This is a genomic window from Kribbella qitaiheensis (genome assembly GCF_014217565.1).
Taxonomy (GTDB): Bacteria; Actinomycetota; Actinomycetes; order Propionibacteriales; family Kribbellaceae; genus Kribbella; species Kribbella qitaiheensis_A.
The window spans coordinates 8,005,540-8,020,203 of the sequence record NZ_CP043661.1; the positions used below are offsets into that span (position 1 = coordinate 8,005,540).

At 67.1% G+C, this 14,664-nt stretch carries 13 protein-coding genes; 7 read left to right on the plus strand and 6 right to left on the minus strand.

What is annotated here, in order from left to right:
- Positions 1-96 precede the first annotated feature (96 nt).
- The 4 genes from F1D05_RS37775 (at position 97) to F1D05_RS37790 (ending at position 5,333) form a co-directional block, all read left to right on the plus strand.
- On the plus strand, positions 97-1,116 hold the full coding sequence (locus F1D05_RS37775) for a hypothetical protein (RefSeq protein WP_185444995.1): 1,020 nt from the start codon (positions 97-99) through the stop codon (positions 1,114-1,116).
- Entirely contained in the window at positions 1,103-2,119 is a 1,017-nt protein-coding gene (locus tag F1D05_RS37780; protein ID WP_185444996.1) for a hypothetical protein, read from the plus strand. The genes F1D05_RS37775 and F1D05_RS37780 overlap by 14 nt, the downstream gene beginning before the upstream one ends.
- 10 nt (positions 2,120-2,129) lie before the next feature.
- Positions 2,130-3,683: a hypothetical protein gene (locus F1D05_RS37785; protein ID WP_185444997.1), complete on the plus strand. Its 1,554-nt coding sequence runs from the start codon at positions 2,130-2,132 to the stop codon at positions 3,681-3,683.
- A 303-nt stretch (positions 3,684-3,986) separates the two neighbouring features.
- Positions 3,987-5,333 (plus strand): FAD-binding oxidoreductase, encoded by a 1,347-nt coding sequence (locus F1D05_RS37790; RefSeq protein WP_246486302.1) that lies wholly within the window; start codon positions 3,987-3,989, stop codon positions 5,331-5,333.
- Positions 5,334-5,387: 54 nt separating this feature from the next.
- Here F1D05_RS37790 and F1D05_RS37795 read toward each other — a convergent pair whose 3' ends face one another.
- The 4 genes from F1D05_RS37795 to F1D05_RS37810 all read right to left on the minus strand — a co-directional run bounded on the left by F1D05_RS37795 (position 5,388) and on the right by F1D05_RS37810 (position 8,116).
- Positions 5,388-6,203: a hypothetical protein gene (locus F1D05_RS37795; protein ID WP_185444999.1), complete on the minus strand. Its 816-nt coding sequence runs from the start codon at positions 6,201-6,203 to the stop codon at positions 5,388-5,390.
- Positions 6,200-6,775, minus strand: a complete 576-nt coding sequence (locus F1D05_RS37800) for a hypothetical protein (RefSeq protein ID WP_185445000.1) — start codon at positions 6,773-6,775, stop codon at positions 6,200-6,202. Before F1D05_RS37800 ends, F1D05_RS37795 begins: the two co-directional genes overlap by 4 nt.
- A gap of 195 nt (positions 6,776-6,970) precedes the next feature.
- The gene (locus F1D05_RS41665) at positions 6,971-7,288 is read right to left on the minus strand and encodes a dihydrofolate reductase family protein (RefSeq protein WP_246486303.1); all 318 of its coding nucleotides are present in this window, start codon (positions 7,286-7,288) and stop codon (positions 6,971-6,973) included.
- Between the two features lie 252 nt (positions 7,289-7,540).
- On the minus strand, positions 7,541-8,116 hold the full coding sequence (locus F1D05_RS37810) for an NADPH-dependent FMN reductase (protein WP_185445001.1): 576 nt from the start codon (positions 8,114-8,116) through the stop codon (positions 7,541-7,543).
- Between the two features lie 221 nt (positions 8,117-8,337).
- Here F1D05_RS37810 and F1D05_RS41670 point away from each other — a divergent pair, with 221 nt between their 5' ends.
- Positions 8,338-9,033, plus strand: coding sequence for an AfsR/SARP family transcriptional regulator (locus F1D05_RS41670; protein ID WP_281388879.1), 696 nt, complete (start codon positions 8,338-8,340; stop codon positions 9,031-9,033).
- Positions 9,034-9,297: 264 nt separating this feature from the next.
- Entirely contained in the window at positions 9,298-11,487 is a 2,190-nt protein-coding gene (locus tag F1D05_RS37815) for an ATP-binding protein (protein WP_246486304.1), read from the plus strand.
- A 158-nt stretch (positions 11,488-11,645) separates the two neighbouring features.
- Here F1D05_RS37815 and F1D05_RS37820 read toward each other — a convergent pair whose 3' ends face one another.
- Positions 11,646-12,077 (minus strand): MarR family winged helix-turn-helix transcriptional regulator, encoded by a 432-nt coding sequence (locus F1D05_RS37820; RefSeq protein WP_185445002.1) that lies wholly within the window; start codon positions 12,075-12,077, stop codon positions 11,646-11,648.
- 105 nt (positions 12,078-12,182) lie between these two features.
- On the opposite strand from F1D05_RS37820, the gene F1D05_RS37825 reads away from it, so the two are divergent.
- Positions 12,183-13,856: an LLM class flavin-dependent oxidoreductase gene (locus F1D05_RS37825; protein ID WP_185445003.1), complete on the plus strand. Its 1,674-nt coding sequence runs from the start codon at positions 12,183-12,185 to the stop codon at positions 13,854-13,856.
- 88 nt (positions 13,857-13,944) lie between these two features.
- Here the strand turns inward: F1D05_RS37825 and F1D05_RS37830 are convergent, their stop codons facing one another.
- Complete coding sequence (locus F1D05_RS37830; RefSeq protein ID WP_185445004.1) at positions 13,945-14,571, minus strand: DUF6308 family protein; 627 nt, start codon at positions 14,569-14,571, stop codon at positions 13,945-13,947.
- Between the last annotated feature and the right edge of the window lie 93 nt (positions 14,572-14,664).

The following is a 14,664-nucleotide window of genomic DNA, read 5'->3' on the forward strand; positions in this document are numbered from 1 at the left end:
CGGTTCGTTCTTGACAACCGTTCATAGTTGACCAAATGCTAATCAGACAACGTTTTCTGAGCAATCTTCTGCTGATCGATTGTGAGAAGGTCCGACGTGAACCGACCGCCCCGGCGTCGGGCGATAGCGGCTGCCCTGACCCTGGCAACCGCGCTCGCCGTGCCCACCACGCCTGCCCACGCCCTGCCCACCACGCCTGCCCACACCGTGCGCGCCACGACCGCCCTCGCTTCCTCCGCCGCTGTCGCGCAGCCCATTTCAGCCGTGGCCGCAGCCGGGTCTTCCGCGCCTCGGGATGGGGTGATTCCGGAGCGGTTCGTCGGGTTGAGCATCGAGTGGTCGTTGATCGAGCGATATATGAGTGCGGAGGCGCGACCCGCGTTCGTGAATCTGCTCCGCAACCTCGGCAGCGGCGTACTGCGGATCGGCGGGTCGTCGCAAGATGTCATGCCGTTCGAGCCGGCTGCGCCGAACACGGACGAGATCATCACTCCTGAGGACCTTCAATCCATCCGTGCGACTCTCGATGCCGTCAACGCTCCTTCTGCGGAAGGCGGAACGCGATGGGCAAGCGACGGCGGATCAGGCGGAGGCGGCGGCCGCTGGCTGAGTGATGGCGCAGCTGATGGTGAGGGCGGGACGAGGTGGCTGAGTGATGGCGCGGCCGATGGTGAGGGCGGGACCCGCTGGCTGAGTGATGGCGCAGCTGATGGTGAGGGCGGGACCCGCTGGCTGAGTGATGGCGCAGCTGATGGTGAGGGCGGCACCCGCTGGCTGAGTGATGGCGCAGCTGATGGTGAGGGCGGGACGAGGTGGCTGAGTGATGGCGCGGCCGATGGTGAGGGCGGCACCCGCTGGCTGAGCGACGGCGCGGCCGATGGTGAGGGCGGCACCCGCTGGCTGAGCGACGGCGCAGTTGAGGGTGGGTCTGGTGGTGGTGGAACCCGCTGGCTGAGCGGCAGCGCGACTGGTGGTGGGCCGCAGTGGCAGGTCGTGTTGGGGACGGCGATGGCGCCGGTGAAGGAGACCAGGCCGTTCGTCAGTCCGGAGCATGCGCGGGCGTTTGCGGATGCGGTGAAGCAGACGTTCCGGCCCGGGCCAGGTGCTTGGGGTTGAACTCGGCAATGAGGCTGATCTGTCGTACGGGACCGCGGGATTGCCGAGCTACCTGACCGACCTCCCGAAGTACGCCGAGGCGGTGAGTCCGTTGCCGGTGGTCGCGCCGAATACCAGCGAGGACATCCTGCCCTGGCAGAGCATCGACGCTCGCAGCGTTCCGACGCGCTGGTTCTGGAACTGGCCGGAGATCCTCGACAACCACCCGGCGTACGGGAGTGATCATTTCTACCCGCTCGCCCGGACCTGTGCGAACAAGCCGTACCGCTGCCCGTCGATCCCCGCGTTGCTCTCCGACGAGCATCTGCAAAGCCTCGACTACCAGGTCGATGAGCACGCGAGAGAGGCCGGGGAGCGCTCTCTGCCGTATCGCCTGGAGGAGACCAACACCGCCGCCGGGCGCGGTGCGGACGGCGTCAGCAACGTCGCGGCGAGTGCGGCGTACGCACTGGACATGATGTTCCACGTCGCCTGCCCACAGTCTCCGAAGACGCCCGGCGCAAACCTCGATTGCAAGGTCGGCGGAGTCGGCGTCAATCTTCACAACGCCGAAGTCCGCGCCTTCTTCGAACCGCAGGAAGGCAACGGCTACTACAACGCGATCAACTACGATCCCACCGCCGCGATGGGTGCGCCGACCGCGGCCCCGGAGTACTACGCGTTGCTGTTCTTCGGCCGATTCGCCCAAGGATCAAAGGGTTTGCGGCCGTTCGAGACCGGTACGCCGGTCAAAGGCTGGCGGACCGACGACCGATTGTTCCTGATCAACAAGACAGACCAGCCGGTCAGTGTCCCGGCGCCCAAGGGATTCGTCGACCGGATGACGCCGTACGACGCGACGGGTGCCGGCAAGTTTCTCGACGCCGCGCAGGTGCGCATCGACGGTCGCCAAACGCGAGCAGACGGTACCTGGCCGGGTTTCCGTCCGCACGTAATGCACAAAGGCCGCGTGACCCTGGCTCCCGGCGAAGCGGCAGTCATCAGCAAGTCTTTCCCAGCTTGAGGAGTTCGGAATGAGCTACAGAACTGCGGCGGTCGCCTTACTGGCGTTCGGCCTTACCACCTCCGGCGTCGCGTACGCCGGTGCGAGCGACACCGAGATCCAATTAACGGTGACGCCGAATCAGTCGAACGGGCGGATCACCGGGGACAACCAAGGATTCTCGGTGGAGTCGGCGGACTTTGCGCACGGCTATCTCACCAAGCAGCGGATGGCTCAGCGGTTACGGACGCTTGGTCCCGGCGTACTGCGGCTTGGTGGCTATTCGATGGATCTTGTCTGGCCCTCGTTCGGTGCGGCGAAGGGCACTCCGGCGCCGGACTGGGCGATCGGGGGCACGGTCGATCGCTCCGACTTCGAGCAGTTGAAGCAACTGGTCCGCGCGTCCGGCTGGAAAGTGACGCTCGGTGCGCCGTTGAAGTCCGTGCTTGATGGTCAGGTGACGATGGATCAGGTCGTCGAGGAGGTCGCCGTCGCGCACGAAGTACTGGGTGACGATCTGCTGTCGGTCGAAATGGGCAACGAGTACGACCACGTCACGACGCTGACTCCCGCGCAGTACTGGGAGAAGCTCAAGGAGTACCAGGCCGCGATTCAGGCGAGGTTGCCCAAGGCAAAGATCAGGATGTCCGGTCCGTCGGCGAATACCGCGAAGACGAACACCCAGCTCGACGGCTTCGCTACCGCGGCGTTGGCCGATCCGGTGGTCAAGCCGAGTGACGTGCTCGGCGAGATCTCCTCGCACTGGTATCCGGGCAGCCATTGCGGCACCTCCAACCTCACCATCCCGCAGCTGATGTCTGCCGCCACGTCCACGACGACCGAGGCCAAGCTGGCGGGCATCGAGAGCATCGGAGAGCGCTTCCTGAAGCCGATCCCGATGACCATCAACGAATCCAACAGCGCGTCCTGCAGCGGCCAGCCAGGAGTGAGCACGAGCTATGCGACCTCGCTGTGGTCGCTCGACTATCTGCTGCAGACGGCGCGAAGCGGGATCAGTCGGCTGCAGTTCCACACGAACACCGCGGCGATCTGCGGCGACTTCAAGCCACGCGCCTCGCCCGACTACCCGATCTCCTACCGGTACTACGGCGCCTTCTGCGCGGCGGACCAAGCCGCGCTCGACCGGGGCGACCTGTCGGCCACGCCGCTGTACTACGGGATCTGGGCGTTCCGCCAAGTCCCGCAAGGCCGGTTCGTCACGCTGGACGTCGCCGCTGCCGATCTCGGCAAGCTGCGCGCGTACGGCATCGAGGGGCGGCACGGTGAACTGACAGTCGTACTGATCAACGTGCAGGACCCGGCAGCGGCCGACGGTACGACGGACAAGGTCAGCTTGGCGCTGTCGGCCGACTACCGGCACGGCAGGCAGGTGACGTTGCGCAGTACGGCACCGGAGGGCTTGGCCTCGTCCGACCCGTCGACGATCACCCTTGGCGGTCAGCAGATCCGTCCGGACGGCAAAGCCACCGGTACGCCGCACGCCCAGGCGCTCAATCCCCACGGCCGAGCTCTTACCGCGGAGATCCCTGCAGGGACTGCCCAGCTCATCACCCTCACCCGCTAGACCCGAGCCCGGGCCCGTTTCACCAGGGCGGGCCTGGGCTCGCCGTCACGCTGGGTAGTGCGGACACGCGTAGTACAGGGGGATTGACTAAGAGGTGGGGGAGGGGGAGGGTCTGAGGGACGGGGTTTGTCAGGGGGAGGTCTGGCGGCCGTCCGGGGGACCAGGCGCTCTCTGGGGTGGAATTCGCGCCGCGTTCGATGGTGGCTCGCCGGTCTGGCCGGCGCGCCTGCGAGCGCGCCGGTCGACAACGTGGAACGGCCGCGCGGCTTTGGAGGAGTCATGGGCGAGTTCACGATCGAAGACTTGAGAGAGCGTGTCAGGGGGCCGGTCTTCGCTGCCGGCGACGACGGGTACGACGAGGCGCGCAAGGTGTACAACGCGATGCACGACAAGCGCCCACGGGTCGTGGTGGGATGCGAGAACGCCGGCGACGTGATCGCGACGGTGAACTTCGCCGCGACCAACGGCCTGGAGTTGGCGGTTCGAGGTGGTTCCCACAGCGTGCCCGGCTTCGGCACTGTCGATGACGGAGTGGTGGCCGACCTGGGCAGGATGCGGCAGGTGCGGGTCGATCCGGTCGCGAGAACGGCGCGCGCCGGCGGTGGAGCGACCTGGGGTGACTTCAACGCCGCCACGCACGCGTTCGGCCTGGCGACGACCGGCGGCATCATTTCGACCACCGGGGTCGGCGGGCTGACGCTCGGCGGTGGGATCGGCTATCTGGCTCGCGGACTCGGGTTGTCGTGCGACAACCTGATCTCGGCCGACGTGGTGACCGCCGACGGGCGGTTCCTGATGGCGAGCGAGAAGGACAACGAGGACCTGTTCTGGGCGTTGAAGGGTGGTGGCGGCAACTTCGGTGTCGTGACTGCCTTGGAGTTCAGGTTGGAGCCTGTCGACACGGTGTACGGCGGGCCGATGTTGTTCGAGATGTCGGACGCGGCCGCAGTACTGGCCGGCTTCCGGGACCTGATCAAGGATGCGCCGGAACAGCTCGGTGGCTTCCCGGCGTTCCAGCTCGCGCCGCCGCTGCCGTTCATTCCCGAGGATCGGCATGGTGATCCGTTCGCGCTGATCGTCGGGTGCTGGGCCGGGAGTCCGGAGCAGGGCGAGCAGCAGATCGCGCAGTTCCGCGAGTTCGCGCCGGTCGTCGCCGAACAGGTCGGGCAGATGCCGTATCCGGCGCTGAACACGGCGTTCGACGGGTTGGTGCCGCCGGGGCTGCAGCACTACTGGAAGGCGAATTTCGTCACCGAGCTGACCGATGACGCGATCCAGGCGCACCTCGAACACGCGCCCGGACTGCCCGCGGTGAACTCGACCGTGCACATCTACCCGATCGACGGCGCTTGCCATCGGGTGCCGGCCGACGCGACCGCGTTCGCGTACCGCGACGCCAACTTCGCGACGGTGATCGCTGGGATGTGGCCTGATCCCGCGATGAACGAGGCCGGCGTCGAGTGGGTTCGCGGGTACTACGACGCCCTCGCGCCGCATTCGGAGGCGGGCGGCTACGTCAACTTCATGGCAGGGGACGACCAGGGGCGGATCGCCGACAACTACAAGGGCAACTACGACCGGTTGGTGGAGGTCAAGCGCAAGTACGACCCGGACAACCTCTTCCACCTCAACCAGAACATCGTGCCGTAGTACGACGCGCAGCCGCAGCCGGGGTCGAGGACCCCGGCTGCGACGTTGGGCGGTCTAGAGGGTGAGGAGGCGGTCGAAGAAGGCTCGGTAGCGCTGCAGGGCGCCGCGGAGGTCTTCGGTTGACGGTTCGCCGTCGGCCCATTGGCCTTCGAGGCTCTGGTGCTGCTGGTCGAACGTGCTGGACAGTCGCTGCAGCACGTCGCCGACCAGCTTGTCGGCGTCGGTGACCGCTATCCGCGGGTCATCGACGAATCCCTGCTGGATAACGTCCCAGCGCGCCTTGAAGTCCACCGCGATGTCATCGGGAACCAGCGGATCCTCAGGGCTCACCGTCGGCTCGGCCGACTTGTCGCCGTCCACCGCACGTGCGCTGTCAGCCGTCTGCCCGTCCCGGTCGTCGAGGGTGTTGTCCTCCGACCCAGCGGCCGGGCGATCCAGCGCATCGGAGCCGGACGTCACACGGTCGCCGTCATCGACGCCGTCGGCGTTCCCGTAGCCAGCTCGGTCCGACCCATCCGCGTACGCCGGGTCGCCCTCGCCAAGGCCGCCACTGCGGTCGCCCTCGCCGAGGCCGCCACTGCGGTCGCCCTCGCCGAGGCCGCCACTGCGGTCGCCCTCGCCGAGGCCGCCACTGCGGTCGCCCTCGCCGAGGCCGCCACTGCGGTCGCCCTCGCCAAGGCCGCCACTGCGGTCGCCCTCGCCAAGGCCGCCACTGCGGTCGCCCTCGTCAAGGCTGCCACTGCGGTCGTCCTCGCCGAGGCCCGTAGTACGGGCCTGGTCGTCTGCGTAGGTGCGTTCACCTTCGTCGGAGTACGCAGTACGGTCCGGGACTTGGTCAGTCGGGGTGCGATCGTTGTCGGGGGTGGTCATGCTTGCTCCCTCTTGTGCGTCGGTCGCGTGGTGTGATCTTCGTGGCCGTGGTCGAGCAGTGCGACGACCAGCCGTCGGTACGCCGTCACTGCCTGGCGGAGGTCTTCCGTGTCGGCCTCGCCTCGGGTCTGCGCGACAGCGACGCGGTGCGCCTGCCGGTAGTTCTCTGCGACCTCTGGGTGATCAACGGAGATGTCGTCGGCGCGCTGGTCGAACTCGTCGACCGGGTAGCCGGACTCGCGCATCATGCGCAGTACAAGGCGATCCGCTTGCGCTACAGCTTCCCCAGGTGCGTCCACGAACCCGCCCTGCAAGTTGTCCCACTCGGCGCGGTACTGCGCGGCGGACTCGTCGCTCAGTGGCGTCAGCTCGAGCTTGGACCGGCGCCGTTCGCGTTCGTGCAGGTCGCGTTCCGCCGTCCGGCGGTCGCCCGACTGCTCCAGCGTGCGTTCGTACTCCGGCCCGAACCGCTCCTGCAGCTGACCCGACCTTCGTCGCTGGTAGGCGTAGAACGCCGCGGCGGCGGCGATCAGGACCACGACGATGACGATGATGGTGATGACGGTTCCCATCAGACCTCCAGTCCAACTTGTGGCAGGCCTGCGATCTGGGGCGGATCGCCAGGACCTCTGTCCGGCCACCGTTTCCGGTGTGCCGTCTGCCCCCGTAACTCGTCTGGTACCCAGGCCCAACCACCCACAAGCGGTCCCTGTACGGAATGCGAAACGTCCGGAGGCCCCAGGGCCCTCCGGACGTTTCGCACCCCGTCAGGCTTTCGGCGCCAGCTTGTGGACGACGATGCCGGACTTGAAGGTGGTGGTGCCGAGCAGCTCCAGGTGAGTCATCGCCTGACCGTCGAAGAGGCGCTCGCCGCTGCCGACGAGGACCGGGAACACCCAGAAGTGGTACTCGTCGACCAGCTTGGCGTCCAGCAGTGCCTGGGAGAACTCGCCGCTACCGAACTTGATCAGGTCACCGCCATCGTCCTCCTTGAGCCGGCGGACGGCCTCCACTGCGTCGCCCTTGAGCAGTTCGGCGTTCCAGGTGGTCTCGGTGAGCGTCCGCGACGCCACGTACTTCTTCATGTTGTTGAAGAGATCCGCCTGCGCACCGCTGCGCACCGCTGCGCTGCGACCAGGCTTCGGCGAAGCCCTCGTAGGTGACGCGGCCGAGCACTTGTGCGTCGACGGTCTCCATCAGGGCCGCGGAGTACGCGAAGTGCTCCTTGTCCCAGTACGGAGGGCTGTAGTCCTGCGGGTTCGAGATGACGCCGTCCAGGCTGACAAAGGTGGACTCGAACAACTTCCTCATGGTTCTGGCCTTTCCAGGGTTGATATCTAGGCTTGGTAGGGGTGCTTGGTGCGCGCATCCCGGAGTGCTTGGGCCCACCAAACGAGCTGGTCGAGCAAGAGCTTGGCGGCGGCGTCGTAGCCGCTGCCAGGGCGGGGCCAGCTGCCGTCGGCGGCGAACTGTTTCCAGTAGCAAGGAAGGGTGACCGTGTTGCGGATGGTGACGGCATGGAGTTCGGTGAACACCTGCCGCAGCTGAGCCACCGCGTGCAGGCCTCCGCTTTCCCTGCCATAGGCGACGAGGGCAACAGGCTTGGCATGCCACTCGTCGTAGTACCAGTCGAGTGCGGTCTTCAGCGGTGCAGGAAAGCTGCAGTTGTACTCCGGTGTCACCACTGCGAACGCATCCGCCGCAGCAAGACGTGGAGCCAGTACTGCGACTGTGGCGGGCGTCGGCTCGTCGGTGCCGGTCAGTGTGGGTGGCAGGTCGGCAGTAGCCAGGTCGATCACGTCTACGTCGAGGTCGGCCCACTTGGCAGCCTGCTGTGCGAACCAGTCAGCCACAGTCGGCCCGAACCGCCCCGTACGCGTACTCCCGACGATCACCACCAGCCGTACCTTCATCCCCTTCACCTCCCCGCTCAGCCCCCTCCGCCTTCCCCGCTTTCCTTCCGTGCTCCTCGCCCTCGCTTTCCTTCCGTGCTCCCCGCCCTCCGCTTTCCTTCCGTGCTCCTCGCCCTCCCGCTTTCCTTCCTTCCCTTTCTTCTCTTGTTCTTGACTCTGCAGGAGTGGGTTTACGGTTTCTTTCCGATCGGCCGTAAGCCCCGGAAAGATATGGTGCGGCCATGCGTTTCGGGGTGCTCGGACCGGTGACGGCCTGGACCGACGACGGTGTCGCCGTCACGGTGCCGGGGCTGAAGGTGCGAGGCCTACTCGCCGATCTCCTCGTGCACGAGGGACGCCCGGTGCCCGCGGACCGGTTGATCGACGACCTCTGGGGCGACGACCTGCCCGGCAACCCGGCAGGGACGCTTTCGGCGAAGGTCTCGCAGCTACGCCGCGCTTTCGAGGACGCGGAGCCGGGCAGTCGTGCCCTGGTCGTGTCGGGGCCTGCTGGGTACTCCCTGAAGGTCGACAGCGCCAGCTATGACGTACTGCGGTTTGCGGCGCATCTGGAGGAAGGCCGGCTGGGGGAGGCGCTCCAGCTTTGGCGCGGCCCGGCGTACGCGGACTTCGCGGACGAGGCGTTCGTGGAGACGACCGTGGCGCGCCTCGCGGAGCTACGGCTAACTGCGCAGGAGGACCACTTCGAAGCGCGGTTGGCGGCGGCCGACTATGCCGTGAGCGAGCTGGCGGACCTGCTGGCGCAGTACCCGCTGCGCGAGCGCCTCCGGGCCACGCATATGAGGGCGCTGTACTGGGCGGGACGGCAGAGTGAGGCGCTGGAGAGCTACGAGCAGGTACGCCGGTTGCTGGCGGAGGACCTGGGGCTGGACCCGAGCCCGGAGCTTGTCGAATTGCAGCGATCGATCCTGGCCTAGGACCTGCCGCGGGAACTGCACCAGGGTGGGCAGCGGGGGTCGTCGCGGGACGAGCGCCAGCAGCGCGGGTTATCGCGAGATCTGTCGCAGCACGATGCAGAGCCTCGGCGTAGGAGCAATCTGCCGGCGCAGCTGACGGAGCTCATCGGACGGTCGGAGGCCGTCGACGAGATCAGGTCGCGCTTGTCCACTGACCGGCTGCTGACCCTCACTGGTCCAGGTGGGGTAGGGAAGACTCGACTGGCTCTTGCTTCGGCCGCTGGCGTGATCGACAGGTTCCCGGACGGCGTGGTCCTGGTCGAGCTGGCTGCTGTAGCACCGGATGCGCTCGACGTCGCCGGGTCGCTCACTGACGCAGTACAGGCTGCTCTGGAACTGCGGGATGCAGGTGGTGCAGGGGAGCCCGCGGTGGCTCGGCTGGCTGCGGCATTGGGGGAGCGGCTGTTGGTGTTGGACAACTGCGAGCACGTCATCGACGAAGCGGCTGCGCTGATTGACCGGCTGCTGGCAGCTGCACCTGGCCTGCGGGTGCTTGCGACGAGCCGTGAGCCGCTAGGCCTTGCCGGCGAAGCCGTGTGGAGTGTGCCGACGCTAGAGGTTCCCGGGGCTGGGGCTGACCTAGAGAATCTCGCAGAGCTCAGTGCGGTGCGGTTGTTCATTGCCCGTGCAGTTGCTGCGGACAGAAGCTTCGCGTTGGATGCCGAGTCCGCTCCTGCCGTCTCGGTGCTTTGCCGGCGACTCGACGGGATCCCGCTCGCCCTGGAGCTTGCAGCGACTCGTGTACGCGCGCTGGGTGTCGATGGCATGGTCGCCCGACTCGACGACCGGTTCCGGCTGCTCGCGACCGGTCACCGAGGAGCTGCGCCTCGCCAGCAGACGTTGATGGCGATGATCGACTGGAGCTGGGATCTGCTGTCTCCTGAGGAGCAGGCCATACTCCGGCGACTCGCAGTACACGCAGACGGCTGTACTGCGGATGCCGCCGAGCAAGTGTGCTCGGAACCCGGCGCACTCGACATACTCATCCGTCTCGTCGACCGGTCGCTCGTAGTAGTACAGGCAGGTGGTCGCTACCGACTGCTGGAGTCAGTAGCCGCGTACTGCGTCGCCAAGCTCCGCGACGCCGGCGAACTCGAGCAAACGCGACTGAGCCATCGCCAGTACTACGTGGAGCTGGCTGAGCTGGCGCGACCTCACCTGTATGGCGGCGAGCAACGTCTGTGGCTTCAGCGATTGGATGACGAGTCCGGCAACCTCCGGAGTGCGCTGGACGGCGCTGTAGCGGATGGCGACCACGAGTTGGCTACTCGGCTCGTGGAGGCGCTCGGCTGGTACTGGTTCCTGCGTGGCCGGTTCGCCGAGGCGAGGCGTTCGCTGGAGGCAGTTCCCGATTCCCCTGCGGTGGCAGCGTGGTTGTCAGGGTTCATGTATCTGCAGGGCGACGCCGCTGCGGCCGCAGTACGGGATCGCTGCTTGCTGGATGTGGATGCACGGGCCGAGTGGTGGATGTCCTTCACCGGCAGCGATGCGGGTGACCTCGCGAAGTGCTTGGAGATGCTGGAGCACTCGCTGAAGTCCTTTACCGCCGACGGCGATCAGTGGGGAGTCGCTGCAGTGCTGGTGGCTCGGGCGAAGCACGCACATGTCCGTGCTGATCAGAAGGCCTTGGAGAGCGACGCTTCGGAGAGTGCGGCGATCTTCGGGACGCTCGGCGACCGGTGGGGCTTGCTGCAGGCAACCGCTTGGCTCGGTGCGCAGGCAGAGCTGACAGGTGACTTCGATGAAGCAACGCGACTCCATGCGGAGGGCCTTCGGATGGCGGAGGAGCTGGGCTCGTGGCCGGAGGTCGCTGCCGAGCTTGGCTGGCTAGGGTGGACCGCTGTCCGGCAGGGCGACTACGCGGCTGCGCGCGAGTACGGCGTACGGGGGCTGCGGTTGGCGACCGAGCAGGGGCACAGGGCGGCGCAGGCTCTGACGGAGCTTGTACTGGGGTTCGCGGCACGGCGTTCGGGAGATCTGGATGAAGCGGAGCGCTGTCTGCAGGACTTGGTGGATGCTGCGCGCCGGCAGGATCAGCCGGTGCTCTACCTGTCGATCGTGTTGGACGAGCTCGGCTTCACCTACGAGCTGGGTGGGTCGTACGCGAAGGCTCGGGCGCTGCATGCGGAGGCGTTCCGGATCTCACAGGACTACGGGTCGACCCGTGCCATGTGCTGGGCGCTGGAGGGACTCGCTGCCGCCCTCGTGGACGAGCCGGAGCTCGCGGCGTGCCTACTGGGTGCTGCTGCCACTGTCGGAGCAGCAGAGGACTACGTAGTGACCGCGGCAGAGGCCGGAGACTTGGAGCGCGCTACTGCCCGAGTGACGGGCTTCGACGCCGCCTACGCGCGAGGCAGTGAGTTGTCGCTGGAGGAAGCCTTCGCTCTGGTGTCAGAGGTAGAGATCTCCAGCTAGGTCCAGCGCCATCCGGTCCTTGTAGCTGCCGGTCGGGTTGCCGCCTTCCAGCTTCACCAGCACCCGTACGGCGCCCGCCGACACGATCTGCTGCAGCTGGACGAGGGAGTGTCGCTGATGGTCTGCAGTACCGAGTCGAGGATCACTGGCGTTGCCGTTCAGTCCGCGAAGATTGCTGGTACGTCGGCGACGAGGCGGCCGAGGCTGCGGGTGAAGCGGTCGCGCTCGGTGGCGGGGAGGTCCTCCAGGAGCCCTTCGAGGCGCACGGTCAGTTGCTGGTGGAACTTGTGGACCGCATCGGCTCCGGCCGGGGTCAGGGTCACCTTGACGACACGGCGATCGCGCGGATCACCCTCCCGTACTACGAGGCCGCGGTGCTCGGCGCGGTCGACCAAGCCGGTCAGGCTGGACCGCTCGAGCCCCAGCACGCCAGAGAGGTCTGCCATGCCAAGGGACTCTTCGGTGAGGGCGCACAGCATCTGGGCCTGGGCGACAGTGAGGTCGCAACCGCGCCCGACCTCGGCGTACACGTTCTGCACCAGGAAGGTCAGGCGGACCAGGCCGCTGGCCGCGCCGAGGGTCTCCTTCATCCTGCCTCCTCTCGTCGGTGCCGGTTCCGCTTGTGATTGTTCGTGGCACGAAGTAATTTGTTCGTCAGGTCAATATTACGTGGCACGAAAGATCTGGAGCAATGAATGGCGGACTACGGGCACGAGCTGGTCTTCGGCACGTTCCTGACCCCGGCGGTGGAGAACCCCGAGCGGGTCATCGCCCTGGCGCAGCTGACCGAGCAGGTCGGGCTCGACCTGGTCACTGTGCAGGACCATCCGTACCAGCCGCGGCTGCTGGACGCGTGGACGCTGCTGTCGGTCATCGCTTCACACACGCAGACCGTGAAGGTCGCGACGAATGTGGCGAACCTGCCGCTGCGGCACCCCGTAGTACTGGCTCGCAGCGTTGCCACGCTCGACCTGATCACTGGCGGCCGGGTCGAGCTCGGCCTGGGGGCGGGCGGGTTCCGGGACGCGGTCGCGGCCAACGCGGGGCCGCGTCTGACGGCGGGGGAGAGCGTCGAGGCGCTGGAGGAGGCGCTGGCGATCATCCGCGAGGTGTGGACGCCTGAGGGTGGCGGCATTCGTCTGGCGGGCAAGCACTACGAGATGGCCGGGGCGAAGCGGGGGCCGGCTCCTTCGCATGACGTCGAGATCTGGCTTGGCGCGTACAAGCCGCGGATGCTTGGGGTGACCGGACGGCTTGCTGACGGGTGGCTGCCGAGCAGTTCGTACACGCCGCCAGAGGTGCTTGCGGAGATGAACAAGATCATCGACGAAGCCGCTGTGGAGGCTGGACGCTCGCCGGCTGAGGTGCGGCGGCTGTACAACGTCTCGGGGCGGTTCGGGAACGGTAGTGGGTTCCTGCAGGGGTCCGAGGCGCACTGGATCGAGCAGTTGGCCGAGCTGACTGCGACTGAGGGGATGAGCACGTACGTGCTGGCGTCGGACGACCCAGACGACGTCCGCCGCTTCGCCGACGTCGCCGCCGGAGTACGAGAGGCCGTAGCAGCCGAGCGCGCAGGCGCTGTCGCGCTAGAGCGTCCTGTGACCGGGGCTGCGGCCGTCGAGGGTCCTGCGACTGCGGCGGCTTCTGCCGCGACGTCGGCGGCACCTGCTGCGGAGCCCGGGAGTGCTGCGACTGGCGCCGCCACCGTGAGTGCTGCTGTGTCGGCGGCTCCTGCCGCAGCTGGCGGCGCGGCTGCTGCGGCCCGTACGGGTGGGTTCAGCGTGGTGGCGACGCCTGCGCCCGCAGTACGGCGTAGTGCTGTGCAGCCGTGGGATGAGTCGGACCGGCCGACCGGACCTGCGCTGGACCCCAGCCGGAGCTACGCGCCTCACCAGCTTGCGTCAGGGCAGCACCTGATCGACGTACACGACCATCTGCGAGCTGAGCTCGAGCAGATCAGGGACCTGGTCGAGCAGGTGGCCGCGGGCTCCATGGGAGTCGGCGCGGCGCGGTCGCACATCAACACCATGACGATGCGGCAGAACAACTGGACGCTCGGCGTGTACTGCGAGTCGTACTGCCGTCTCGTCACCACGCATCACTCGATCGAGGACGCATCCCTGTTCCCGCGACTCCGCCGCGCCGACCCAGCACTCACACCGGTCGTCAACCGCCTCCAGGAAGAGCACCTGGTCATCCACGACGTCCTGGAGGGCGTCGACAAGGCCTTGGTGGCGCTAGTGGACGGCTCAGGTGACATAGACGGTCTCAGAGCCGCCGTAGACCTCCTGGACGACACCCTCCTGTCGCACCTCTCGTACGAAGAGCGCGAACTAGTAGAACCCCTGGCCCGCCTCGGCGTGATGTAACACCACCTCCGTGCATCAGGTGAGTACTTCTCGCGCGAGAAGTACTCACCTCGTGCACAAAGCGCTCGGTGCGTGCGGCGGCCCTTCGCTACTTCGCTTCGCCGAGGAGGGAGGCGAGGATATCGAGGAGGCGGAGGGTGGGGGCCTCGGCGAGCAGCCGGGCGGCGGAGGTGGCCGGCTCGGCGATCAGGCGGACCTGGAGCAGCTTGAAGTCGCGGACGTTCGCCGGGTTGACCAGGTCGCGGTGCACGGCGGCCAGGAAGTCGGGGCCGGCGGAGGCGTCGCTGTAGGTCATCCGGATGAAGCTGTCGCTGACGGGGAAGAGATATGGCCGCTTGAGGTGCAGCAGCTTGGCCTTCTTCGCGTGGCCGAAGCCGCGGTGGCCGGAGAACTTCTCGTCGAGCTCGGTGGCCGCCTCGAACAGCGGGCTGCCGGGCGCGGCGTCCTCGAGTCGCGCGTCGACCGGGACCGCGGCGAACTCCTTGTCCGCTTCCACCTCGAGCAGCCAGACGATGTCCAGGGCGCGGAGATCCGACCCGATCAGCATCGTCCGGGCCAGATCCTCCAACATGATTCGATCCGGGTCGGACCCGCCGATGTTATTCATTCCGGGCAGACCGTCGTAGTACTTGAGCACCGCGCCGTTCGTCTCGGCGTACAGCCGCAGCTGCGCGATTGCCTCGTCCACGACGATCTTCCTACTGCCGATGTTCATGAGCCACACCCTCACACTCTTCGTGGCAGACCCGCCAGCCGGATTGGGCGATCCGACTCCGAATCCGAGCTACATCCGGATGCGGTGCATCGT

Coding starts and splice junctions, on each gene's coding strand:
- F1D05_RS37785 (WP_185444997.1), top strand. CDS start 2,130: ATGAGCTACAGAACTGCGGCGGTCGCCTTACTGGCGTTCGGCCTTACC.
- F1D05_RS37795 (WP_185444999.1), bottom strand. CDS start 6,203: ATGACCACCCCCGACAACGATCGCACCCCGACTGACCAAGTCCCGGAC.
- F1D05_RS37800 (WP_185445000.1), bottom strand. CDS start 6,775: ATGGGAACCGTCATCACCATCATCGTCATCGTCGTGGTCCTGATCGCC.
- F1D05_RS41665 (WP_246486303.1), bottom strand. CDS start 7,288: ATGAAGAAGTACGTGGCGTCGCGGACGCTCACCGAGACCACCTGGAAC.
- F1D05_RS37810 (WP_185445001.1), bottom strand. CDS start 8,116: ATGAAGGTACGGCTGGTGGTGATCGTCGGGAGTACGCGTACGGGGCGG.
- F1D05_RS41670 (WP_281388879.1), top strand. CDS start 8,338: ATGCGTTTCGGGGTGCTCGGACCGGTGACGGCCTGGACCGACGACGGT.
- F1D05_RS37820 (WP_185445002.1), bottom strand. CDS start 12,077: ATGAAGGAGACCCTCGGCGCGGCCAGCGGCCTGGTCCGCCTGACCTTC.
- F1D05_RS37825 (WP_185445003.1), top strand. CDS start 12,183: ATGGCGGACTACGGGCACGAGCTGGTCTTCGGCACGTTCCTGACCCCG.
- F1D05_RS37830 (WP_185445004.1), bottom strand. CDS start 14,571: ATGAACATCGGCAGTAGGAAGATCGTCGTGGACGAGGCAATCGCGCAG.